Source organism: Solibacillus daqui (genome assembly GCF_028747805.1).
In the GTDB taxonomy this organism is placed as follows: domain Bacteria; phylum Bacillota; class Bacilli; order Bacillales_A; family Planococcaceae; genus Solibacillus; species Solibacillus daqui.
On record NZ_CP114887.1, the window covers coordinates 1,912,794 to 1,935,801 of the forward strand.

Consider the following 23,008-nt stretch of genomic DNA (forward strand, 5'->3'; position numbering starts at 1 on the left):
AATAATGGATTTAACACACTTTACACAAGACATCTTTCGAAAGTTAGTCGATTGCTTTGCGCGTCCAGGTACGACGGCGCCAATGCCAATGCTAGCAAAGGTAAATGTCAACGGATTGTATGATGAAACGATGTCTGTCATGATGACGCTTTTAGATGGTGAAGTGAGCTTTTATATTGCTTCAACTAATGAACAGCTTCAAAAGGATGTGCGCATGCTAACAGGGGCCAAAATAACAAATTTGGCTGAGGCGGATTTTATCGTAATTCCACATGATGCAACAGCACAGCAAGTTGAGTCCGTGTTCCATAATGCAAAAACAGGAGACTTAATTGACCCACAAAAATCAGCAACGATCTTATATGAAGTCGCACCAAATGCATCTAGAAATAATTTTTCGCTACAAGGGCCAGGTATTAAAACAAAATATGAAATAGCAATGGGGATTTCTCATCAACTTATGGAAATTCGGGCAAAGCGTAATAAAGAGTTTCCGCTTGGTATCGATTTAATCATGATCGACAAGCAACAAGAAGTCTATGCGATACCGCGAACAACAGTTATGACGGAGGTGGCAAACTGATGGCATATGTAGCAGTCCGTGGCGGAAAAGAAGCAATTGAATCGTCACTTGAACATTTATTTTATGAACGTGTGAAGCATGGAGAAAATGTTCAAGTCGAAACACTAATTGCAACAATGCGCGGCTTTTTAGATCAGATTATGTCTGAAAGTAGCATATTTAGCGAACGTTTGGCGGCTTTAGCAATGAAGCAAAGTGAGGGTAATTTTGAAGAGGCGGTATTTTTATTACGTGCACATCGCTCAACATTACCACGTATTCATTATTCAACGGTAACGGATCCGCGCGATATGTTCGTGCTACGTCGTATTTCAGCTAGCTTTAAAGATATTCCAGGTGGACAAATTTTAGGGGCATCGCATGATTATTTCCATCGTTTATTAGATTTTACCTTAGAGGGTGAAACGCAGGCAGATGTGTTTTTGAAGAAAGCGGGCTTCGAGCAGGCAGAGTTACCAGAGACGAGTAATTTACCATTAGAGCGTTTGCCAAAAGTGATGGATTTTTTACGGCAGGAAGGCTTGCTGCGCGAGTTTCCAGAAAGTAATGCTGAACCGAGCGATGTTACAAAAGAGGCGTTTGAATTTCCGACAAATCGTTCGCAGAGGCTGCAAACCTTGACACGGGGTCTTACAGGAACTGTGACATCTTTAGGCTATGCAGGCTTGCGTGGTTACGGCGCATCACACCCAAACGTAGGGGAAGTACGTGTCGGCTGGCAACCTATTCATCTAGCGATTGATGACGAAGAAGATCCTTATTATATCGGCTCAATTAAGCTTACTGAAGTAGAATCTTTTATCCCAGTAAATGTTGAAAAGAATGGGAAGCAAGAGCTAGAGTTTGATGTTGGCTACGGTGCATGCTTCGGGCAAAATGAGACGAAAGCAATTGCAATGTCAATTGTTGACCATGCATTAGAAGTAGGAGGAGATACGCCAATTCATGACGAGGAATTTGTACTACGTCATGTTGATATTATCGAATCTACCGGCTTCATTTCACACTTGAAGATGCCGCATTATGTAACGTTCCAATCGAAGCTTGAGCAAATTCGTAGCATTAAAAAGGAGGAGCAATGATGAGTGTCCCATTTGCATTATTAGATGAGCAATCGAAGCGTGAAATTCGACGTGCAGTGTTGAAGGGAATTTCGATCCCAGGCTATCAGGTGCCATTCGCTTCACGAGAGCTACCAATTGCACGCGGTTGGGGAACAGGTGGGCTACAAGTAACACTAGCATTAATCGGTAAAGAGGATGTGCTGAAAGTAATCGACCAAGGCTCAGATGATTCCGTCAATGCGGTGAATATTAAAAAGTTGGTACAAAATACAACAGGTGTGGACACGACAATTCGTACACAAGACGCAACATTGATCCAATCGCGACATCGTATTCCTGAAGTACCGTTACGTGCAGATCAAATTTTAGTACTACAAGTGCCAGAGCCAGAACCACTTCGACACATTGAGCATAGTGAATATAAAACGAAACGTTATCATGCGGAGAAGGAATATAGTGGTGCATATCTAATGCTATTTGAGCAAATTATGCGCTACAACCAAACATCGCAAGGGGCGGATTATCCAGTAATGGTAAACGGCCGTTATGTAATGAATCCAAGTCCAATCCCGCGCTTTGACAATCCAAAAATTAATAACAGTGACGCACTTATTTTATTCGGTGCGGGCCGTGAAAAGAAAATTTATGCAGTGCCACCACATACGCATGTTGTTTCATTAGCATTCGACGACTATCCATTTGTCGTAGAGCAGTTTGAAGGAAAGGTATGTCGCGAAACGGGCTTAACAAATGTATTCCTTGATGAGCTGACAGATGAAGTGACAGGTGAAAAGTACTATATGACAAATGATACAAGCTATATGGATGAAATTTTACAGCAAAAGGCGGCGACAAAATAATGCTAGAGCAACCAGTATTAACAGTGCGAAATTTTTCAAAGCAATACGGTGAAGGCTGTGAGCATTGTGTTGACACGCAGGCACAGCTTGAAAAAAACTACTGTCCAGTATGTAAAACGATATATGCGTGTCGCGATGTATCATTTGATTTATATCGTGGTGAAATTTTAGGTATCGTCGGTGAAAGTGGTAGTGGAAAATCAACACTGATGAAAAGCTTATACTTCGATGAAACAATCACGTCTGGTGAAGGGTATTTAGTTGATTATGAAAATGGTGAAACGAATATTTTCACAGAATCAAACCAAATGAAGCGTGCCATTCGCAATGATATTTTAGGGATGGTTTATCAAAATCCAATGCTTGGTTTAAAGATGAATTTTTCTTCGTTAAGTAATATTGCTGAAAAGCAAATCGCGGCGGGCAATCGTCATGTGCGCCAAATGGAAAACCGTAGCTATGAGCTTTTAGAGCGTGTCAATATTCCGTTGCATCGCAGTAAGGAAGCGCCGAAAAATTTCTCTGGCGGTATGCAGCAGCGTGTACAAATTGCCAAAGCGTTATCCAATAATCCACCTGTTTTATTACTTGACGAAGTAACGACGGGGCTTGATTTGTCTGTACAGGCAGATGTGTTGGATTTAATTAAGCAAATACAACGCGAGCTACAAATTTCGATGATTGTCGTATCGCATGATTTAGCTGTTATTCGTATGTTAGCAGACCGCACAATTGTTATGCTAAACGGTCAAATTATTGAGCACGGCTTAACTGATCAAGTATTAGAAGACCCGCAACATAAATTTACGCAGCAGCTTGTGTACTCATTACTTTAAGGAGGTAGTTCCATGTTAGCAATTAAAAATGGTGTCATCGTAACAGAACAACAATTTTTGCAAGGACACGTTGTATTAGTAAACGGTACGACTATTGAAGGAATTTTGCCAGAGTCTTTAGTAAATCTAGCAAATTATGAGGTTGTTGATGCACAAGGTGGCTATATTTCACCAGGCTTTGTCGATATTCATTCCGATTATATTGAGACAATTGTTAGCCCACGACCGACGTCAATGATGAATGTCAATCTTGGTTTACGTGAGAGCGAGCGTATTTTAATGACGCACGGGATTACAACGATTTTTCACTCGTTATCTTATTATGGTGACGATAAATATTCGCATAAGCTTATTCGTAATCCAGAAAACGTACAACGCTGTGTTGATGCTATTCATGCGACACATGACGAGCCCCATTTAATACGTCATCGTCTTCATGCACGCTTTGAAATTGATTCTTTAGATCAAATATCAAACCTTGAGCGAAATATTTTAGATGGTAAGGTACATCTCTTGTCGTTCATGGATCATACACCAGGGCAAGGACAATATCGTAATTTAGAATTGTATAAAAATATTATGCGCGGTTACCGTGATATTACAGATGGCGAGGCAACTACGCTAATTAAAGAGCAGACAGAAAAGGAAAAAATGTCGCTGGATGAAATTGAGCGTATTAGCTGTTTAGCAATTGAGCGTAATATTGCCGTTGCTTCGCATGATGACGACGATATAGCAAAGCTTGCACTTGTACAGTCTTACGGGACAACGATTAGTGAATTTCCGATTACGTTAGATGTAGCAAAAGAGGCGAAACGTATTGGCATGCAAACAATTGCTGGAGCACCAAATATTTTACTTGGTGGCTCACATTCGGGGAATTTAAGTGCAGCAGAAGCAATTCAAGCACATGTCATTGATATTATTTGCAGTGATTACTATCCGCCCGCTATGTTACACGGTATTTTCGAGCTAGCGAATAAATACGAAGAAGATTTGCATAGTCTCTTCCAACTTGTGACGATCAATCCAGCACGTGCGGTCAATATGGCACATGAAATTGGCTCGATTGAAGTGGGTAAAAAAGCAGATTTACTAATAATTGAGCAAATGGAAGATGGTTACCCTGTTGTAACGACGACAATTGTAGACGGCAAAACGATTATGAAAACGAACTATCGCTAAGGAGGCGTTATCATTGATTACAATCGAAAATCTACAAAAGTCTTTTACGATTCATCATTTAAATCAAACGTTTCCAGCATTAGAAAACTTAACTTTACACGTGCAAGAGGGTGGTTTTTTAGGCATCGTCGGTAAAAGCGGTAGCGGTAAGTCAACTATTTTAAAAAGTATTTACCGCACATACGAACCTCAAGCGGGAAGTATTTGGTTTGATTCAGCAGCGTTTGGCAAAATCGATTTATTAACAGCATCTTTACGTGACATAATCTATTTACGTAAACATGAAATTGGCTACGTCTCACAGTTTTTAAATGTAATGCCACGTACGACAGCTATAGAGCTTGTAATGCAGTCACTGTATGGTGTTGGAGCAAAAGAGGAAGAGGCACTAGAGAAGGCACAGTCAGCGCTACGTCATTTTGATATTGATGAAAAGCTTTGGAATAGCTATCCAAACAATTTTTCTGGAGGCGAAAAGCTCCGTTTGAACATTGCATGTGCAGTCGTAAAAGAGCCGCGTCTATTACTTTTAGATGAGCCAACAGCAAGCTTAGATCATGCATCAAAAATTAAAGTGCGTGAATCAATCGAAAAATTAAAAGCAAGAGGTACGACATTAATTGGAATTTTCCATGACTTAGAATTTATGGAAGGACTTTGTGACCAAGTATTTACGATGACAAAGCTTACAGAAGAGAGGACCGCTATATGACGACAGATTTGCATACGCACAGCCGCTATTCGGACGGTTCTTCAACACTTGAAGAGCTATTTATAGAAGCTCAAAAAGCAGGCATTACACAGCTTGGTGTCGTAGACCATGATACGATAAAGCACCATGAAGAGGGCCGCAGTTTGGCTGTGCAATATGGAATCGATTTTGTTGCAGGTGTAGAGATTTCTGCGTTCGATTATAAGCGAAATCGTAAGGTACATCTACTTGGCTACGGGTTTACAGGAGATTGTGCAAATATTGAAGAGCTTTGTCGTCCATTACTTGCGCGTCGTCATGCCCATTCAATTTGGCAGCTTGAACGTATCAAGGAAGTCGGTTTCCAGCTTGATCTTGAACGAGCGCTTCACTATGCCGAGACGTGTGGCACGCTATATAAGCAGCACATTATGCATGCATTAACTGATGCACCGTATAATTCAAAAAGTTATCAAACGATATACCGTTCTTTATTTAAAAAAAATGGTGTCGCATCAGGTGACATACGATATGTTGATGCCTTTGATGCGATGCACGCTATTCATGCGGACGGCGGAATTGCAGTGCTAGCACATCCAGGACAGCTTCAATCATTTGAAATTGCTGAAGAGCTTATTGCTTATGGCTTAGATGGTATCGAAGTCATTCATCCAGATCACTCAATGGAGCATATCGACTTGGCTAACAAGCTTGCTGAGAAATATCGCTTAATTAAAACAGGCGGCTCCGATTATCATGGTCAATACGGTAACTCTGTAAAGCTTGGTCAATATATTTGTCAGCCTTTACAAACTGCTGAATTGTTAAGCAAACGTTAAGTATTTTAAAGATAACACAAACAATATTTTCTTATGAAAAAAATGATGTTTTAATGGCACTATAGGTAAGTGCCTATAATATCGAACATAAAAAGGGAGATTAATAATGAACAAAAAGTGGTTATCAGCTTTAATGGCAATGCTATGTGTACTTATTTTATCGGCATGTAATTCTTCGAGCAACGATGCAGCATCCACAGATGCATCAACTGGTCCAGTAACACTTGTATGGTATCCAAATGAATCTGGCTCAGAATTGTCGGCTTCTCGAGATGCATTTTCAGCATTAGTTAAAGAGGCTACTGGTCGTGATGTAGAGCATAAATTAACGACTGACTATGCGATTGCGATCGAATCAATCGCCAATGGTAATGCACATATCGCATTTATGGGTCCACAAGGTTACATCGAGGCAAATAACAAAAGCAAAGATGTACAGGCATTAGTCGTACCATCTGGTGAATCAGGTACGTTAGACGATGCTGTTTATTATAGCTGGTTAGCTGTACCGAAAGACAAAGCTGAAGATTATAAAGTAGATGGCGAATTTTCAATGGATGCAATTGAAGGGAAATCGATCTCATTCGTATCAACATCTTCTACTTCAGGATTTAAAGTACCAACAAGTTCTATTATTTCTCACTTTAGCGATAAAAACTTAACAGAAGAAAAACTGATGGAAGGTAACGATGTGTTCCCGACAGTATTATTCGGTGACTCTCACCAAGGCTCAGCGGTAAATATGTTAATGGAACGTTCAGATGTATCGGCATTTTGTGACACTTGTGTAAGCTCATATGTTGAGCTAGTTGAAGGTGAAGCAAATAAGCCAGGCGCAGTTTATCGTGTAAAGGACGATGCAGCCGCACCATTTAATACTTTAACAGGTGAAGAATTCACATTGATCCAAGTAACGGCAGTATTAAATTCCCCATTCGTAGTAAACAAATCTGTGTTAACAGAAGAGGAAATTACGAAGCTTAAAGAAGCTTTCATTTCAGATGAAACAGCAAATAACACAGAGATTTTCGTACCAGAAGATTCAGGTGAAGCCGGTTTATTCTCTAAATCAGCGGATGAGCGTTTTTTAGAAGTAGAGGATGCTTGGTTCAACCCAATACGTGAACTATCTAAATAAGTATGAAATAGGCGGGCGGACTTTGTCATGATGATAAAGCCGCCCTTTATTCAAAAAATGTATAGGTTACACCTTTAATTTTAAGCCAATACAAAAGGAGATCGAACAAAATGGTTACTTCTGCGGTGAAAGAAAAACAACGTATTCAACAAAAGCAAACGTTTAGTTATCCACAAGTGGAAGGCTATGAGGATTTACCAACCACAGTTTTAAAGTTAACTAATCTTGTGAAAAGCTATGATCGCCAATCGACTGTGCTTGACGGTATTAATCTAGAGCTTCAAGAAGGAGAGTTTGTATCGATTATCGGAAAATCTGGTGCTGGTAAATCGACACTACTACGCTGTATAAATCGTATGATTGAGCCGTCAAGCGGTACCATTATTTTTAATAATACATCGCTTACTAAGCTTAATAAACGTGACCTACGTAAAGAGCGTACAAAAATCGGTATGATATTCCAACATTACAATTTAGTTTCACGTTTAACTGTTTTTGAAAATGTATTACATGGTCGCTTCGGTTATAAATCAACATTAAAAGGCGTTTTAGGTATATACAGTGAAGAGGAAAAACTACTCGCCCTACAAATTTTAGATAAGTTAGGAATGAAAGAGCATATTTATAAGCGATGTGACCAGCTAAGTGGTGGACAAAAGCAACGCGTCGGCATTGCCCGGGCACTTGTACAGGAGCCAACGCTGTTACTATGTGACGAACCAATCGCTTCACTCGATCCGAACGCTTCAAAGGTAATCATGGATCATTTAAAAGAAATATCACAATCGATGGGTATTACAGTGTTAGTAAACTTGCACCAAGTCGATGTGGCAATGCGTTATTCAGACCGGATTATCGGGTTAAGCAAAGGTGAAAAAGTGTTCGACGGTAAACCAAAGAATTTAACGCAGCATAACATTAAAGATATTTACGGCTCAGAAGTGGATGAATTAATTTTTGAATAAAATGATGCAAAGTGGAGGCATAGCATGACGGATATAAATATTTTACGAGTGAAAAAATGGCGTATGACAGGCATTTTCGTAGTGATTATTGGGCTATTATATGGCTCGTCGGTGCTGACAAAATTTAATCTTGTAGAAGGTATTGAATCGATTCCGGGGACGTTTGCTTGGATGGTTGCAAATCTCATTCCTTCAGCCGAATCATTAGAAAATTTACCGCGTGTACTTGAAAGTTTATGGGAGACAATCATTTTATCGATGCTCGTAACGACAACGGCTGCGATATTTGCCTTGCTATTTGCTTTAATGGGTGCTAAAACGACACAAGTGAGCCATACATTTGGCTTTATTGTACGTTTTATTGCATCGGTATTTCGAAATATCCCAGTCGTAGCATGGGCTTTAGTGCTTGTTATATCATTTGGTCATAATGTGATTACAGGCTATTTTGCATTATTTTTCTCAACGTTTGGTATTTTAGTGCGTATGTTTATTGAGACGATTGATGAGACGAGTTCGGATGGGGTAGAGGCGTTAACATCAACGGGTGCGAGCTACTTCCAAATGGTGTTTCGAGGCGTTATTCCAGATACGCTACCCCAAATGTTAAGCTGGGTATTTTATATGATTGAGACGAATATTCGTAGCGCTACATTAGTCGGTATTTTAACAGGTACTGGTATCGGCTTTTTATTTGATATGTACTATAAGCGAATGGACTACGGCATGCTTGGGCTTATTACAATTGCCATCGTAATTATCGTAATGGCGATCGAATTTTCATCGAATTACGTAAGGAGAGCGATTTCATAATGCAAGTAATTTCACTCATGCAAGGCGTAAAACAAAAAAATAACCGCATTCAAATAAAATTAATGACAAAATCAAGCCTGGTCATGCGTATTGTACTTTGGTCATTAGGGGCCTTCACACTAATGGGACCATTTTTATTAAATTATGGCACAGTCGATTGGGGAACAGCAGTATCATTAACACTAAATAATTTAAAAATGATGTTCCTGCAGCCCGCGTTTAACCAAATAACATTTACAGGTACACTCATTCAAATCTCTATAACATTAGCACTTGCGCTATTAGCGACTGTTTTAGGGGCAATCATTGCATTTTTCTTAGCCATTTTTAGTGCGAAAAACTTAGCACCCGCATGGCTTTCTAATGTAATTATCGCGGCCAATTCATTTGTTCGTGCAGTGCCGACAGTTCTTTGGGTATTAATCTTTGCAATTGTTGCAGGATTAGGTGCCGTTGCTTGTGTTATCGGGATGATTTTTCATACAGTTGCCTATTTAACAAAAGCTTTTGCAGAATCATTTGAGGAATTAGATGAAGGAACAATCGAAGCGTTACGTGCATCGGGTGCCAATTGGTGGCATATTATTTTTGGTGCAGTAGTACCACAATCTTCTTCGTACATCGTATCATGGACGTTTTTACGCTTCGAATCAAATTATGGCGTAGCAGTAGCAATGGGAGCAGCAGCTGCAGCAGGTGGTATTGGTTTCGATCTATTTATGTCTTCAAGCTTCTACTATGACTTGCATGAAGTTGGTATGATTACGTACTGTGCATTAATAGTAGCGATTATTTTGGAGCTCATTTCTATACGTATTAAAAAGAAGCTCATGGCACAAAATTGATGAAATGCATCATTGAATAGTGAAACTCTATTCGCCAGGCATAGACACAATTTATTGGTATGAAACGAGTAAACCCATATCTAACATGGGTTTGCCGAAATATTATCAGTTGATTGAATGAAAAGGGTTTTAGAATACTAGCGCGGGCATTGACTTTTACCAACTCTCTCCACATCAAAAATCTCGCATTTTTCTGAATCAGAAAAATGCGAGATTTTATTTTTAGGACAATCCAGTCATTTTTAAAGAGTTGGATCAATTGTTTGTTGATTCTTATTTCTCTGATAAAAATACTGGATTTGTAAAGGCTTTTCGCTTAAAGATTTGATAAATATAATTGAAAGCAACTAAGACTGTAAAGCTTAAACCAATGATGACACCAGTATCATAAGCTAGAGCAAATCCTTCTGGTGCTACCATTAAGTATACAAATACCACAGAAGTCATGAATAAAGCTGGTAAACCGGCAATCCAGTGGAACTTGCCTGTTTTTAATAAATATGATGCTGCAACCCAAAGCATAACTGTCGCAACCATTTGATTCGTCATCCCTACATAACGCCATAAGAATTGATAATCAATTGTTGATAAGAAGAATGCTGGTGCTGCTACTGCAACTGTTGCTAAAATCGGTGTTGCATTATTTTTTGGTAAACGAGATCCTAAAAAGTCTAACACAATCATGCGTGCTGAACGTAATGAAGTATCACCTGTTGTAATTGGTAAAATAACAATTCCTAAAATCGCTAAAATACTACCGAATGTACCAAGTAATGCAATTGAAATTTCGTCTACTACGCCACCTGCACCAATTTCAGCAAGTTTTGGTAATAATCCTTCTGTACCGCCATAGAAACTCATACCAGCTGCACACCAGATTAACGCAATAACACCTTCACCAATCATGGCACCAAAGAAAACTTTGCGTCCTTCAGATTCTTTCTTGATTGTTCTTGAAATAATCGGGCTTTGGGTAGAGTGGAAACCAGAGATTGCACCACAAGAAATAGTTACCATTAATAATGGCCATACAGGTAAATCATTCGGATGCATATTTGTTAAAGATACTTCAGGAATAGCAATATCCGAAGTTACTAGTGCTACTAATACCGCACCAGCCATAATGATTAATACCGCACCAAATACTGGATAAATACGACCGATAATTTGATTGATCGGTAAAATCGCTGCTAATAAGAAGTAAATGAAAATAGCAATAAGTGCTGTCATAAATGTAATACCTAATTTTGAAGATAGAACAGCGGCAGGTCCTGCTGTAAAGGCAGCTGCTACTAAAACCATTAGTACAACTGAAACGATATCAGTGAATACGCGCATAACTTTTCCTAAATAGCGTTGAACAAGTGCTGGGAATTGTGCTCCTCCATGACGTAGAGATAACATCCCTGCAAAATAGTCATGAACGGCTCCGGCAAAAATACAACCAAATACAATCCAAATCATTGCAACTGGACCATAGAGTGCACCTGCAATTGCACCGTAAATTGGGCCAAGCCCTGCGATATTTAATAGTTGAATTATCCAGCCCTTCCATGCAGGCATGGGCATATAATCTAAATTATCAGCTTTTGTATAAGCTGGTGTTGGCGTTGTATCATTTACAATAAAAACCTTTTCAATAAATTTTCCATAAACGATATACCCTACAATTAATAGAGCAATCGAACCAAGAAGTGTAAACATAAATCCCCCTCCAATTTTTCTGATAATTCAAATTATATAAATGTATGACTAGATTTGTAAACAGAGTTTTTTGAAAATTAAAGGGGAAAGATATATTAAAATTGCGAATATTAAAATAAAACATAGATAAACACACGTTAAGTAGTGAAAACTGTTATATAAAAATATAATGGATTTCGAAATATATTTAATGGGATGTATTAATGTGGAAGTAAATTGACGGATTTTGTGTTTTTAACACAGATAAAGCTCTAGCTTCAACGTCTCTCTCCATTCAGAAAAGGGGAGTTATTTCGGGGAAAGTTAGAGCATAAAGAAAGGTTTTCAAATTTTGAATTGTGTGAGTACCGGGCACCGATAATAAATAAAAAAAACAAGGATTTGAGTACTTTTACTCAAATCCTTTTTCTAATAATAAATATTTAATGATTGTCCTGCTTCAAGATTATTGGAATTTAGTTGGTTCCATTGCTTAATGGAAGTGACCTTAACATGATGAGCTTCTGCAATTAGAGTTAGTGAATCGCCAGCTTCTACTTGTATCGTTTTTTTGCTTTGTATCGGATTATCGTACTGCGCTAAGTCATATTGTGCAATGAGCGCGTTGAGTTTTTCATTGTATTTGGAATCTGTGGCGTAGGTGCCTGTTAAGAAGTGGGTCGCATCTTTATAAGAAGTTGTGTTGCTTTTGAATACGCTCGTATAAAATTGTTTATTCCACGAGACTCCGTTTCGAAGTAAGTTCACATAATCTTTTAAAGACTCTTCATAGGAAGTATACTTGCGGAATTCAGCTTGAATCGTTGTCATATTGCCTTCACCATCATCTTCTAACGTTTCAAGGGCGACCGAATTGTTTTGATATTTTCCCTTGATTCCAAATAAATTATAGTTTGGGGATGCAGCGAGTCCACTTTGTCCACTTTTACTCTCAAGAATGGCTTGTGCAATCATAACAGATGCATATAAATCATTGTCAGCACCAAGCTTGCGAGCAGTTTCAGCAATTTCGCCTATAAATGCTTCAACAGTAGGGGTTTCCTCGATCTGTTGAGGAGTAGCCGTGTTCATTGGCTTAAACAAAAAACGGTCGAGTCCGAAAACTAAGAGCCCAAGGATGGCACCAAGAAATAGGGTAGCTAGCAGAACTTTTCGAATGAATGCCATGCGATTTACAGATGTTGAAAGCTTACAACATCTTCCTCCTTTCTATTGTCATAAAATATTATCGTTATTAATTAAAGTTTATCATTATTATAACGAAATTGAGTGTGAAATAGTTTCAAAGAATGGATTTTTAACCTAGACCTTTTCATCCGAAAAAATGATCATTGGAAGCATTTGTTTTGATACGTTGATTGCTGTAATATAGTTATTTCAAAAGGTAAATTGTTAGTAAAAAAGTTAGATCATACTACGTGAGGAGTGGATATATGTACGAGCTAAAAACGAAGGAAACGGATGAAAATGTAATTGAATTTATAGAAAAAGTTGAGAGTCAAAAAAAACGTGAAGATGCGTATAGATTGCTCCAATTATTTACGGAAGCGACAGGCTTTGAAGCGAAAATGTGGGGGCCAAGCATTATTGGATTCGGCGCGTACCATTACGTTTATAAAACAGGTCATGAAGGGGATGCACCCCTTGTTGGTTTTTCACCACGTAAAGCAAAAATCAGTCTGTATTTTGCACTAAGCATACGACTGGCAAAGCATGTGTCTACATTAATAAAGTTGACGATATTGATACAGATATTTTAAAAGAGTTAATCCATCAATCGATTTTGTTTTTACAAAGCCAGTATCCTGAAAAATAGCGAAACGGGTATTCAAACGAACTTGATGTATCTATGTGACAACAACTAACTAACTAACTAACCAACCTGCACCATGCATGCCTACATTCATTTCACCTTAGTAAATTTCAGCATAATGCGATCAGTCTTGCACACAATTCTCTTGCAATTTATAAAATAGAGAATAAGGGAAACATTTATCTTTTTCCTATTAAAAAGAGGTGTTTAGTGTGCTAAATGAGAAGATTCAATCATTAGAAAATGGCTTTCGATTATTTGATTGGTATCACCTCAGCTGGCTGATGTTAACGGGGCTAGTTATATGTATTATGTATAAGATTTATAGTAGTGCGGATATAAAAAGGCAAAAAAAAATAAGAATACGATTGGCGCTTGTAATTTTGCTGTTGGAGAGCAAAAAAAATCTAGTATTAGTCTGGCAAGGAGAATTTTGGTACGGTTCGTTGCCACTACATCTATGCGGGCTGGGCATTTTTATTGTATTGGCACATGCCTTGTTGAAAGGTCACCACCTAGATATGCTGCTCTATTTTTTGACGATGCCAGGTGCATTCATGTCGCTACTTACACCAGATTGGACGAATGTGTCAGCATTTAATTACTTGCATTTTCATAGTTTTTTATTTCATGTATTATTATTTGCCTATCCTGTGACTATGCTATTATCAAAAGAATTAACGTTGTCCATACGTAAAATGTGGCAGCCAATTTTATTCTCATGCGTGACCGTTCCAGTTATTTATATATTGAATGTATTGTGGGGAACCAATTTTATGTTTATCAACCAAGCTGCGGAAGGGACACCACTGATGCTACTCGAGCAGTATTTAGGGAGGCAATATTATATTCTAGGCTTCATTGGTCTTGTAATGGTTTTTTGGCTCCTATTGCTTTTGCCAATAATAGTTTGTAAAAAAACTCAATATTAGTGAATAAAAAGAGGTGACCTTCGAATTAATTCGGTACCTATTAATAATTGAAAATATTGAACAAAGAAAGCAGCTAATAAATCGCTATTAGATTTATTAGCTGCTAAATATTTTGTGTGAAATTTGTTTATTAAATCCTATTTCGCCGTAAACTTCTTTACCGCAGGAATGATATCATTCCCAATAATCTCAATGTTTTTCATCACTTTTTCTAACGGCACACCGCCAAAGTCAATTTGTGCCATAAAGCGTTGCATGCCGTATAGTTCATATTGATAGTGTAGCTTTTCAATAATTTGATTAGTTGAACCAACCATTAACGCATCTGTTACTGAAGTAGATGCCTCGAATTGTCCACGAGGGTAGCCTTGCCCACGAATCGCCTGCATGCCGCCGTTTAAGTGTGGGTACATGCCTTCTAATGCTTCAGCTTCTGTTTCGGTTACATAAAATAAGCTCGTTGTTGCAATCGGTAGTTTTGAAGCATCATGGCCACTGCGCGTCGCTGCTTCACGATAAGCGTCGACAGAAGGGGCGAATGCCATAGCTGGCCCACCTAAAGTTGTCAGCATCATAGGAATACCCATATAGCCGGCTTTAATCGCGCTTTCCGGCGGCCCACCAACTGCACGCCAAATAGGCAGAGACCCATTAAGTGGCTGAGGTAAAATATGTGCATCTTTTAATGGTGCGCGGAATTTGCCTTCATAATTGACGATATCCTTGTCATTTAATTGCTTTAATAACGCTAATTTTTCCTCAAAAATCTCCTCATAATCACGTAGGCTCACACCGAATAATTCATGTGCACCAACACGTGAACCTCGTCCTGCAACGATTTCTGCACGGCCATTTGATATTAAATCAAGCGTTGCAAAATCCTCATAAACACGTACCGGATCGGCTACACTAAGTACCGTTGCCGAGCTTGCAAGTTTAATTTTCGAAGTTGCCTGAGCAATTGCGCCAAGAACAACTGAATGCGCTTGTGTTGCGAAGTATTGCTGATGGCTTTCACCGACAGCAAATACATCTATGCCTGCTTGCTCTGCAAATTTACTTGTTTCGATAATTTCATGGATTCGCTCCTGAGCTGAAATGCGCGAACCAGTTAAAGGATTCGGGATATGATCGCCTAATGTATATAGCCCAAATTCCATGCCGTTTTTTTCATCAATTCGATAGTTTTCCATTTGGAAACACTCCTTATTCAATCGGTTTTAATTTTGCTGTAATTTCTGCTCGTTTTGGCTCTAAAAAGTCTGGCAAATCTAGCTGTTCGCCTAACGTTTCGATGTTCCCATCTATTAAAAATCCAGGGCCGTCTGTCGCAATTTCAAATAAAATGCCATTTGATTCACGGAAGTATAAGCTCTTGAAGTAGAAACGATCAACAATACCTGAGCTCATAAAGCCACGTTTTTTCACCTGTTCGTTCCAATAAATCAATTCTTCCTCGTTTTTTACGCGAATTGCTAAATGATGAATGCTGCCTCGGCCAGGTTTTTCAGAGATGCCATCTTGCTCAATAATATAAATTTCGCCGAATAATTCATTATCAATCGATTGCATAAGCGTAGTTGTTGCTGTTTCAGTTGCTACGCTATAGCCAAAAATTTCACTTAATGTAGCTTTCAATTTGTGCATGTTTTTCACTGTTATTTCAACAGTGCCCATACCTTGAATTTGGTGCTCTGCTGGAACAGGAGAGCCTTCATATGTTTCCCAATGCGCAACCTTTGTGTTTGGTGAAGCAATAAGTGCCATACGTAACCCTTCAGAATCCTCAAAAAGTAGGGCAGGTCGACCAGCATACATTGTGATTTCACTTTGTCCAACACCATAAGAAGACAGGCGTTGTTGCCAATAAACTAAACTTTCTTCACTCGGTACGATCAAGCCGATTTTCGTAATAGCATTCGTCCCACGATGTGTACGACCAACTAGTGGGATTTCAAAAAAGGATAGCTCTGTGCCAGGGCTGCCAGTTTTATCACCGTAAAATAAGTGATACATAGATGTGTCGTCTTGGTTCACTGTCAGCTTCACTCTGCGTAAGCCTAAAACTTCGCGGTAAAAGTGATTATTTGTTTTTGCATTTTTTGTAATCATTGAAATGTGATGATGTCCTGGAATTGTATACATATAAAAATCCTCCTAATGTTTTTGACTGTTTTTTTCAACGCGTGATACTAAATTATATAGCTGTTTTTGTTCATCTCTTGTTAATACATCATCAAAAAACGATGATTGAAATTGAATTTGTGCATCCATTGCGTTTGTTAATAATAGTTTGCCTTTTTCAGTTAGTGAAATGTGTTTTGTTTTCCATTGCTGCGTTCGGGTAATAAGTTCATCCTGTTCTAGACGTGTCAGCATACGGGAAATACCACCTTCTGTAACCGTTACATTTTTTGCAAGTTCACTTTGTGTAATCGGCTGGGCAATTGAAATTTGGAGCAGCACATCAAATTGTGCGGTCGTCAAATCGTATTGCTTTAAAAATTCGTTTGATAATAAATTGCTTTGGTGTGTAAACCGCATCATACGTAACCAAATGAGTGTGCCGAGCGTATTATTTTTCAATGTTCCACGTCCTTTCTTAATCATCACTTTACTACTCAAGTGATAGCAAGTCAATAAAAATATCTTGAAATCAAAATAAATTTCATTTGTAACTTATTGGATGGTCAAACGTCAAATGCAAAAAGGGGATGAAACGATGAAAAAATGGTTGCTTCTGTTAGGTATTATGCTTTTAGTAGCATGCTCGGATAGGGAACCGATGAATGAACTTAAGCGCGTGCAATTAGAAAAAGTGAATACACCCGAAGAAATACAAGTTTTTGAACAGTCCGAGCTTACATTCATATCAGAACAATTACAAAAAGTGAAATGGGAACCAAATGTAAAAGCCGAGATGGCACGAATAGAGGATATACAATTACGATTATTTATTGAACGCGAGCCAAACATGCCCGAATATATTATTACCTACCGCATCTGGATTGAAAAAAATCAGTCCCTTACAATCATTAGTTCGGATGAAAAGGAAGGTTACGGACGACTAGATTCCAAAAAAGCCGAGCCCTTTGTGAAATTTTTATTTGAGAAAATTGATTCATTAAAGCCGGTTATTGATGTGCATGGAAAAATCGAAAATGGTGAAGTGTTTGAGCAATTTGTTCAGCAGGCGACAGACAAAGCCCCGACAACCGTCTCGATTACCCATTACACAATTGAAGGCGATCCGATTTATTACCGTGTCGATTACGATGGCACGAATTTTCAATTAGAAATCGATAAGCGTGAAGATAAGTTTGGTAGTGGTGGGTTTGAAAATTATACATGTCAAGCGTTGGCTGATGTGCATAACGGAGTAATCATGGAATATTACTTAGCGCAATGTGATGATACTGAAGCAAAAATTCATTTACTTGCAATGCCGTTCGATACTGACAAGGAATCATTTACAAAAGAGCATCTTCCTGAAATGGCACTTACAATCGGTGAAAGGGCTATAGCTGTTCAAAAGGGAACGTATTCTTGGACATTGTCAACAAATAATCCGGCAGAAATGATGACTATAAATGCAGACCATGCCGTACCCAATCAAATGGTCAATGTAGGGAATGCAGTAAAGGTGGATAAATCTGCTTCACGAAACATCCAATTTGAAGTGGAGCCGAGCCGCGTAGAATACCATGTGTGGAATGATGAAAAAATGATGGGCACATATCCATCACTAAAAGACATTGATACATCCGAGCCATTTATTTTAGAAGTTTTTGCGTATTGGGGCGAAAACTACGCAACCTATATAACCGCAATGCAATTTGAATAGTGCAAGGGTGTCTTTGTAATTGTTCAAGGACACCTTTTTTATTTAAAAGCTATTCATATTTTTTCCAGTGCATAAACAAAGGTCAATGAATCCAAACCAGGATTCATTGACCTTTATTAATGTTTGTTATTTTACTGCCACATTACTAGCGAAAGCTAGTGCTTGTGCAAAATCTTCGAGTAAATCATCTTCGTTTTCTAAACCAACTGAAAAGCGAAGTAAACCGTCTGTAATGCCACGTTTTGCGCGTTCTTCTGGTTCCATTGCTGCGTGACTCATTTTTGCAGGGTACGATAAGATCGATTCCACACCGCCAAGACTTACCGCGAATACTGGGATTTGCATCGCATCAACAAAATCTTTCGCGACCGCATAGCTCGGTAAACTAAATGATAAAACGGCACCAGCTGAAGTGGATTGACCATTGTGAATAGCAGCACCCGGATGTGATGCTAACCCTGGATAATACACCTTTTCAACAAGTGGCTGCTGCTCTAAAAATTCAGCAATACGTCCGGCAACGCGTGTTTGCTCGTTGAAACGTACCGCCGTTGTTTTCATGTTTTGAATTAATGTAAAACTATCTTGCACACCTAATACGGAACCAAATGAGTTTTGAATGAAGTATATTTGATTGCCTAACTCCTCATCCTTCGTAACAACTAAGCCCGCTAAAATATCCGAATGCCCCGATAAAAACTTCGTAGCCGAGTGAATGACAACATCGACCCCTAAATCAAGTGGACGCTGGTGTAGTGGTGTCATAAAGGTATTATCTAAAAACGTCATGGCACCGTGTTGATTAGCAATGTCAACAACAGCGCGAATATCGGTAATTCCTAGTGTAGGGTTAGAAGGCGTTTCCATATAAATGAGCTTTGTTTCGGGCGTTACTGCAGCTTTTACCGCTTCGACATCAGTAAAATCTACAAATGTGTGTGTAATGCCGTAGCGAGGTAATACTTTTGTAACGAAGCGATAGGTACCACCATAAACATCTTCTGTAATGACAATATGATCACCTGCAGATAATATCATAAAGCATGCTGATACAGCCGCCATACCAGTAGAAAATGCAAAGCCACTATTTCCACCTTCTAGTTCGGCAATAGCCTTTTCAAGTGCTGCACGTGTTGGATTACCTGAACGTGCGTAATCAAATTCACCAAATTCATCGATCGATTCTTGATGGAAAGTCGAGCTTAAATAAACAGGAACATTAACGGCACCTTTTTTATCGGCATAGCCTTCACGAATTGCCCCATGTATTAGCGCAGTTTCAAGACGTTTACTCATGCAAATTCACCTCGTAATTTGTCGAATACTTGCTGTAAATCGGCAATTAAATCTTCAGCTTCTTCAATTCCAACAGAGAAGCGTAGTAGACGGTCACAAACACCACGGGCTACGCGCTCCTCATATGGCATATCCGCATGTGTTTGCGTTGCAGGGTATGTAATAAAGCTTTCGACACCGCCTAAGCTTTCTGCGAATGTAATTAGGTTTATTGCCTTTAAGAATGGATTAACCATTGCCGCATCTTTTACTCGGAATGACAGCATGCCACCTTTACCTGTGTATAAAACATCTGTAACAAGTGCTTCATTGTTTAAAAATGCCGCTACTTTTTTCGCGTTGGCATCATGTTGCTTTAATCGTAAGTGCAGTGTTTTTAACCCGCGAATTAATAACCAAGAATCCATTGGCGCTAACACCATACCAATCCCATTATGGTAGAATGCTAATTTTTCACATAGTGCTTCACCTTTGGCAACAACTAATCCTGCTAATACATCATTGTGTCCACCAATATATTTAGTAGCACTATGTAGCACAATATCAGCACCTAGCTCAATTGGACGTTGCAAGTATGGTGTGTAAAATGTATTATCTACGATTAAAAGTAAGTTGTGCTTTTTTGCAAGTGTTGCAAATGCCACTAAATCAATTTCCTGCATTAATGGGTTCGTTGGTGTTTCGATGAATAGTGCTTTTGTGTTTTCCGTAATTAAGCTTTCAACTTCTTCGACATTAGTAAAAGCATTATAAACCGGCTTTATGTTATAGTTTTCTGCAAACGTTTTAAACAAACGATAAGTCCCGCCATATAAGTCTTCAGGAACGATCAATTCGTCATTTGGCTTGAATAATGACATGACAAGCTGGACAGCTGCCATACCAGAGCTACAGGCAAAACCTTGGTCGCCGCCTTCTAAATCTGCGATGCCTTGTTCTAATATGGTACGTGTTGGGTTTTTCGTACGTGTATAGTCAAATCCTGTAGATTCACCAATACCCTCGTGCTTATAGGCAGTTGACAGATAAATAGGGGGATTGACTGCACCTGTTTTTGCATCTGATAAATTTCCAAGTTGAACAAGCTTTGTTTCGATAGAACGTTGTGACATGAAAACACTTCCTTAGATTATACTTAAAATTTCGAATGAATCGATTATTAAATCAATTTAACAAAAAACACTGTATGAAACAATAGTCTACGATAGGAATTCAGAAAAAGTTGTGGAAAAGTAAAGCAGTTGGGAATAGCGCGCTAGTAAGATAGGGAAATAAAAACCCCCTAAATTGCAAAAGAGCATCTTAGGGGGGGAAGGATTATTTTGATTGTTGTTGCTTTAATAAGTCGCGAATCTCTTTTAGTAATTCTTCTTTCACATCTACCTCAGGTGTCGGCTCTTCTACAACTGCTTCTTCCTTCTTGCGATTTAATTTTGTAATTAAACGCAATGCCATAAAGATTGCAAAAGCAATAATGAAGAAATCAATGATCGATTGAACAAATACACCAAGTGCCACCTGTGCATCACCTGAACCAAATGTCCATTTTTTTGTTAAGTCAATGCCACCTGTTAGCATACCAACTAAAGGCATAATAATATTTTCTACTAATGAAGTAACAATTTTACCGAATGCAGCCCCAATAACAACTGCTACTGCTAAATCGATTACATTCCCCTTCATCGCAAATGCTTTAAAATCTTTCCACATAAAAACAGCTCCTTAATATGTAAATTGTTGCGAATTCTTATTGTACAGGTTGTTTTTAACAACTTCAACTAGGAATCTAGTATTCACTTCTATTATAATAGTGGAAGAATCTCACCAAGATTAACAGGTTGGAGGCATATATGGCTATAAAGAAACAAAAAAAACCAATATTATCACCGAATGTAAAGCTATTTTTAATTGTATTATTAATTCCGATTGCATTAACAATCTACATATTTGCCTATTTTAGTTGGCAGCAAATTCGTGAATTACCATTTATGGAGCACTTCGCTGAAAAGTCGGTGTACCAGCAAATTCAAGAGCAGTTCGATTTAGCGATTCCCATTGAATATATCCCGGTATATGTAGCGGCAGAGGAAGAATATGGCGTTCCTTGGACACTTTTAGCTGCACATCATCGCGTTGAAACACGTTTTTCAACAATGAAAACGCTTGTCTCACCAGTTGGGGCAGAAGGGCATTTGCAGTTTATGCCATGTACCTTTGTTGGCTGGAAACATCCATCATGCAAAGGGTTAGGTCAAGGTGAAATTCCTGAAAAAGATAAAACGAACCCAAATATTATCAAAAAATACGGGGGATATGGGGTAGATGCAAATGGTGATGGAGTAGCAGACCCATTTGATATTGAAGATGCCGTTTTTAGTGCGGCCAAATTTTTATCCCTTGCCGGCGTAAAGGACGGTCAATTTAAAAAGGCCATTTTCCAATACAACCATAGTGACGAATACGTTCAGGATGTATTACACTTTTACAACCAATATAAAGAATACGATGAGCAATTAAAATTAGTAGCACTCAAAAAATAAGTTCAAGTCACGAAAATGGGAATGTCCCAGAAGATATTCCAGGACATTCCCATTAATGAAAGATGTAAAGACTATGTTGCTTTACGCATGGATTTCATGATAAAGCTTACGATGAAAATCAATACGATTGCACCAATTAATGCTGGGAAAACATAGAAGTCAGATACTTTCCAACCCCAGTTACCTAAAACCATACTACCTATCCAAGAACCAATAACACCAGCAACGATATTACCAATAATTCCACCTGGAACGTCTTTACCTAAAATAACACCTGCTAACCATCCAAGAATACCTCCGATGATTAAAAACCAAATGAAACTCATCATTTTCCTTCACTCCTTTGAAAAATATGAAAGATAATTGCATCTAATAAATTATTTCCAATATACCGAAGGATTAAACATGTTTTTATTAAAAATTATATTTATAATTGATGTTTTATATGATATTTGCACCTAAAGATGATTCAAAATGACTAATTACCCATTCATGTCCAATTTTATTAAAACTTGCAACTGCATCTTTATATACAGTTATGTTGTAACCTAAGTTATAACTGTCAACTGCAGTATGTAGTACGCAAATATCGGTACATACGCCAACTAATACAACTTCGTTTACATTTCGCTCACGCAGCAATATATCTAAATTTGTTCCAGCAAATGCACTATAACGATTTTTATCAAATGAAATGACATCGTGTAGATATTTTTCATACATGTCCTTTACTGTACCGTATAGCTCACGTCCGTGTGTGCCTTCAATATTATGCGGAGGGAAAAGCTTTGTCTCAGGGTGAAACGGATCATTTTCTTGATGCAAATCATTTGCGAAAAAGACATATTGTTTTTCTTGAACAAATTGTTCGATTAAAGATGCAATTTTCTGTTCAATTGCTTGACCGGGTTGTCCACAAGTTAGTTTCCCGTCTGTTGCGACGAAATCATAAGTGTAATCAATGACAATCAATGCTTTGTTTCCCATAAAAAACCTCCTAAAAGTTTGTCATTCTATTATGCCATGAATGTAGAATTTATGTTTAGTAAAGAAAATGTAA

24 protein-coding genes and 1 pseudogene are annotated in these 23,008 nt (G+C 38.4%); 15 read left to right on the top strand and 10 right to left on the bottom strand.

Annotated features, from left to right (window positions below; genetic code table 11):
- Positions 1–4: 4 nt before the first annotated feature.
- The 11 genes from phnH to O7776_RS09295 all read left to right on the top strand — a co-directional run bounded on the left by phnH (position 5) and on the right by O7776_RS09295 (position 9,819).
- A complete protein-coding gene (gene phnH / locus O7776_RS09245) occupies positions 5–583 on the top strand; it encodes a phosphonate C-P lyase system protein PhnH (protein WP_274310299.1) in 579 nt (192 codons plus the stop codon).
- The gene (locus O7776_RS09250; protein ID WP_274310300.1) at positions 583–1,665 is read left to right on the top strand and encodes a carbon-phosphorus lyase complex subunit PhnI; all 1,083 of its coding nucleotides are present in this window, start codon (positions 583–585) and stop codon (positions 1,663–1,665) included. Before phnH ends, O7776_RS09250 begins: the two co-directional genes overlap by 1 nt.
- A complete protein-coding gene (locus O7776_RS09255) occupies positions 1,662–2,507 on the top strand; it encodes an alpha-D-ribose 1-methylphosphonate 5-phosphate C-P-lyase PhnJ (protein WP_420802162.1) in 846 nt (281 codons plus the stop codon). The genes O7776_RS09250 and O7776_RS09255 overlap by 4 nt, the downstream gene beginning before the upstream one ends.
- Positions 2,507–3,343: an ATP-binding cassette domain-containing protein gene (locus tag O7776_RS09260; protein ID WP_274310302.1), complete on the top strand. Its 837-nt coding sequence runs from the start codon at positions 2,507–2,509 to the stop codon at positions 3,341–3,343. The genes O7776_RS09255 and O7776_RS09260 overlap by 1 nt, the downstream gene beginning before the upstream one ends.
- A 12-nt stretch (positions 3,344–3,355) precedes the next feature.
- Positions 3,356–4,528 carry a phosphonate metabolism protein PhnM gene (gene phnM / locus O7776_RS09265; protein ID WP_274310303.1) on the top strand — a complete coding sequence of 391 codons (1,173 nt, stop codon included), beginning with the start codon at positions 3,356–3,358 and terminating at the stop codon, positions 4,526–4,528.
- Positions 4,529–4,541: 13 nt separating this feature from the next.
- Entirely contained in the window at positions 4,542–5,240 is a 699-nt protein-coding gene (locus tag O7776_RS09270) for a phosphonate C-P lyase system protein PhnL (RefSeq protein ID WP_274310304.1), read from the top strand.
- Entirely contained in the window at positions 5,237–6,058 is an 822-nt protein-coding gene (locus tag O7776_RS09275) for a PHP domain-containing protein (RefSeq protein WP_274310305.1), read from the top strand. The genes O7776_RS09270 and O7776_RS09275 overlap by 4 nt, the downstream gene beginning before the upstream one ends.
- A gap of 106 nt (positions 6,059–6,164) precedes the next feature.
- Positions 6,165–7,196, top strand: coding sequence for a PhnD/SsuA/transferrin family substrate-binding protein (locus tag O7776_RS09280; RefSeq protein WP_274310306.1), 1,032 nt, complete (start codon positions 6,165–6,167; stop codon positions 7,194–7,196).
- 110 nt (positions 7,197–7,306) lie between these two features.
- Positions 7,307–8,161, top strand: coding sequence for a phosphonate ABC transporter ATP-binding protein (phnC, locus tag O7776_RS09285; protein ID WP_274310307.1), 855 nt, complete (start codon positions 7,307–7,309; stop codon positions 8,159–8,161).
- 24 nt (positions 8,162–8,185) lie between these two features.
- Positions 8,186–8,974: an ABC transporter permease subunit gene (locus O7776_RS09290; protein WP_274310308.1), complete on the top strand. Its 789-nt coding sequence runs from the start codon at positions 8,186–8,188 to the stop codon at positions 8,972–8,974.
- Positions 8,974–9,819: a PhnE/PtxC family ABC transporter permease gene (locus O7776_RS09295; protein ID WP_274310309.1), complete on the top strand. Its 846-nt coding sequence runs from the start codon at positions 8,974–8,976 to the stop codon at positions 9,817–9,819. Before O7776_RS09290 ends, O7776_RS09295 begins: the two co-directional genes overlap by 1 nt.
- 273 nt (positions 9,820–10,092) lie before the next feature.
- Here the strand turns inward: O7776_RS09295 and O7776_RS09300 are convergent, their stop codons facing one another.
- Positions 10,093–11,523, bottom strand: a complete 1,431-nt coding sequence (locus O7776_RS09300; protein ID WP_274310310.1) for a carbon starvation CstA family protein — start codon at positions 11,521–11,523, stop codon at positions 10,093–10,095.
- A gap of 408 nt (positions 11,524–11,931) precedes the next feature.
- On the bottom strand, positions 11,932–12,606 hold the full coding sequence (locus O7776_RS09305; RefSeq protein ID WP_274310311.1) for a glucosaminidase domain-containing protein: 675 nt from the start codon (positions 12,604–12,606) through the stop codon (positions 11,932–11,934).
- A 350-nt stretch (positions 12,607–12,956) separates the two neighbouring features.
- Between O7776_RS09305 and O7776_RS09310 the strand changes: the two are divergent.
- Positions 12,957–13,339, top strand: a pseudogene (locus O7776_RS09310) (DUF1801 domain-containing protein).
- Positions 13,340–13,548: 209 nt separating this feature from the next.
- On the top strand, positions 13,549–14,268 hold the full coding sequence (locus O7776_RS09315; protein ID WP_274310312.1) for a YwaF family protein: 720 nt from the start codon (positions 13,549–13,551) through the stop codon (positions 14,266–14,268).
- Between the two features lie 137 nt (positions 14,269–14,405).
- On the opposite strand, the gene O7776_RS09320 is transcribed toward O7776_RS09315, so the two are convergent.
- Genes O7776_RS09320 through O7776_RS09330 form a run of 3 tightly spaced genes read right to left on the bottom strand, consistent with a single transcriptional unit; the run spans position 14,406 to position 16,854 of the window.
- Positions 14,406–15,461 (bottom strand): LLM class flavin-dependent oxidoreductase, encoded by a 1,056-nt coding sequence (locus tag O7776_RS09320; RefSeq protein ID WP_274310313.1) that lies wholly within the window; start codon positions 15,459–15,461, stop codon positions 14,406–14,408.
- A 13-nt stretch (positions 15,462–15,474) separates the two neighbouring features.
- On the bottom strand, positions 15,475–16,413 hold the full coding sequence (locus tag O7776_RS09325; RefSeq protein ID WP_274310314.1) for a ring-cleaving dioxygenase: 939 nt from the start codon (positions 16,411–16,413) through the stop codon (positions 15,475–15,477).
- Between the two features lie 12 nt (positions 16,414–16,425).
- Positions 16,426–16,854 (bottom strand): MarR family winged helix-turn-helix transcriptional regulator, encoded by a 429-nt coding sequence (locus O7776_RS09330; protein ID WP_274310472.1) that lies wholly within the window; start codon positions 16,852–16,854, stop codon positions 16,426–16,428.
- Between the two features lie 136 nt (positions 16,855–16,990).
- Between O7776_RS09330 and O7776_RS09335 the strand changes: the two genes are divergently transcribed.
- Positions 16,991–18,112: a DUF4362 domain-containing protein gene (locus O7776_RS09335; RefSeq protein ID WP_274310315.1), complete on the top strand. Its 1,122-nt coding sequence runs from the start codon at positions 16,991–16,993 to the stop codon at positions 18,110–18,112.
- Between the two features lie 126 nt (positions 18,113–18,238).
- On the opposite strand, the gene O7776_RS09340 is transcribed toward O7776_RS09335, so the two are convergent.
- The 3 genes from O7776_RS09340 to mscL all read right to left on the bottom strand — a co-directional run bounded on the left by O7776_RS09340 (position 18,239) and on the right by mscL (position 21,118).
- Entirely contained in the window at positions 18,239–19,408 is a 1,170-nt protein-coding gene (locus O7776_RS09340; RefSeq protein WP_274310316.1) for an aminotransferase class I/II-fold pyridoxal phosphate-dependent enzyme, read from the bottom strand.
- Positions 19,405–20,520: a methionine biosynthesis PLP-dependent protein gene (locus O7776_RS09345; protein ID WP_274310317.1), complete on the bottom strand. Its 1,116-nt coding sequence runs from the start codon at positions 20,518–20,520 to the stop codon at positions 19,405–19,407. The genes O7776_RS09340 and O7776_RS09345 overlap by 4 nt, the downstream gene beginning before the upstream one ends.
- Before the next feature lie 205 nt (positions 20,521–20,725).
- Entirely contained in the window at positions 20,726–21,118 is a 393-nt protein-coding gene (gene mscL, locus O7776_RS09350) for a large conductance mechanosensitive channel protein MscL (RefSeq protein WP_274310318.1), read from the bottom strand.
- A 140-nt stretch (positions 21,119–21,258) separates the two neighbouring features.
- Here mscL and O7776_RS09355 point away from each other — a divergent pair, with 140 nt between their 5' ends.
- Positions 21,259–21,948, top strand: coding sequence for a lytic transglycosylase domain-containing protein (locus tag O7776_RS09355; protein WP_274310319.1), 690 nt, complete (start codon positions 21,259–21,261; stop codon positions 21,946–21,948).
- 71 nt (positions 21,949–22,019) lie between these two features.
- On the opposite strand, the gene O7776_RS09360 is transcribed toward O7776_RS09355, so the two are convergent.
- Entirely contained in the window at positions 22,020–22,277 is a 258-nt protein-coding gene (locus O7776_RS09360; protein WP_274310320.1) for a GlsB/YeaQ/YmgE family stress response membrane protein, read from the bottom strand.
- A gap of 112 nt (positions 22,278–22,389) precedes the next feature.
- Positions 22,390–22,935, bottom strand: coding sequence for a cysteine hydrolase family protein (locus O7776_RS09365; RefSeq protein ID WP_274310321.1), 546 nt, complete (start codon positions 22,933–22,935; stop codon positions 22,390–22,392).
- Positions 22,936–23,008: the final 73 nt, after the last annotated feature.

What these genes read in the sequence shown, in the direction of transcription:
- phnH (WP_274310299.1), top strand. Translation starts at nt 5, where the DNA reads ATGGATTTAACACACTTTACACAAGACATCTTTCGAAAGTTAGTCGAT.
- O7776_RS09250 (WP_274310300.1), top strand. Translation starts at nt 583, where the DNA reads ATGGCATATGTAGCAGTCCGTGGCGGAAAAGAAGCAATTGAATCGTCA.
- O7776_RS09255 (WP_420802162.1), top strand. Translation starts at nt 1,662, where the DNA reads ATGATGAGTGTCCCATTTGCATTATTAGATGAGCAATCGAAGCGTGAA.
- O7776_RS09260 (WP_274310302.1), top strand. Translation starts at nt 2,507, where the DNA reads ATGCTAGAGCAACCAGTATTAACAGTGCGAAATTTTTCAAAGCAATAC.
- phnM (WP_274310303.1), top strand. Translation starts at nt 3,356, where the DNA reads ATGTTAGCAATTAAAAATGGTGTCATCGTAACAGAACAACAATTTTTG.
- O7776_RS09275 (WP_274310305.1), top strand. Translation starts at nt 5,237, where the DNA reads ATGACGACAGATTTGCATACGCACAGCCGCTATTCGGACGGTTCTTCA.
- O7776_RS09280 (WP_274310306.1), top strand. Translation starts at nt 6,165, where the DNA reads ATGAACAAAAAGTGGTTATCAGCTTTAATGGCAATGCTATGTGTACTT.
- phnC (WP_274310307.1), top strand. Translation starts at nt 7,307, where the DNA reads ATGGTTACTTCTGCGGTGAAAGAAAAACAACGTATTCAACAAAAGCAA.
- O7776_RS09290 (WP_274310308.1), top strand. Translation starts at nt 8,186, where the DNA reads ATGACGGATATAAATATTTTACGAGTGAAAAAATGGCGTATGACAGGC.
- O7776_RS09295 (WP_274310309.1), top strand. Translation starts at nt 8,974, where the DNA reads ATGCAAGTAATTTCACTCATGCAAGGCGTAAAACAAAAAAATAACCGC.
- O7776_RS09300 (WP_274310310.1), bottom strand. Translation starts at nt 11,523, where the DNA reads ATGTTTACACTTCTTGGTTCGATTGCTCTATTAATTGTAGGGTATATC.
- O7776_RS09320 (WP_274310313.1), bottom strand. Translation starts at nt 15,461, where the DNA reads ATGGAAAACTATCGAATTGATGAAAAAAACGGCATGGAATTTGGGCTA.
- O7776_RS09325 (WP_274310314.1), bottom strand. Translation starts at nt 16,413, where the DNA reads ATGTATACAATTCCAGGACATCATCACATTTCAATGATTACAAAAAAT.
- O7776_RS09335 (WP_274310315.1), top strand. Translation starts at nt 16,991, where the DNA reads ATGAAAAAATGGTTGCTTCTGTTAGGTATTATGCTTTTAGTAGCATGC.
- O7776_RS09340 (WP_274310316.1), bottom strand. Translation starts at nt 19,408, where the DNA reads ATGAGTAAACGTCTTGAAACTGCGCTAATACATGGGGCAATTCGTGAA.
- O7776_RS09345 (WP_274310317.1), bottom strand. Translation starts at nt 20,520, where the DNA reads ATGTCACAACGTTCTATCGAAACAAAGCTTGTTCAACTTGGAAATTTA.
- mscL (WP_274310318.1), bottom strand. Translation starts at nt 21,118, where the DNA reads ATGTGGAAAGATTTTAAAGCATTTGCGATGAAGGGGAATGTAATCGAT.
- O7776_RS09355 (WP_274310319.1), top strand. Translation starts at nt 21,259, where the DNA reads ATGGCTATAAAGAAACAAAAAAAACCAATATTATCACCGAATGTAAAG.
- O7776_RS09360 (WP_274310320.1), bottom strand. Translation starts at nt 22,277, where the DNA reads ATGATGAGTTTCATTTGGTTTTTAATCATCGGAGGTATTCTTGGATGG.
- O7776_RS09365 (WP_274310321.1), bottom strand. Translation starts at nt 22,935, where the DNA reads ATGGGAAACAAAGCATTGATTGTCATTGATTACACTTATGATTTCGTC.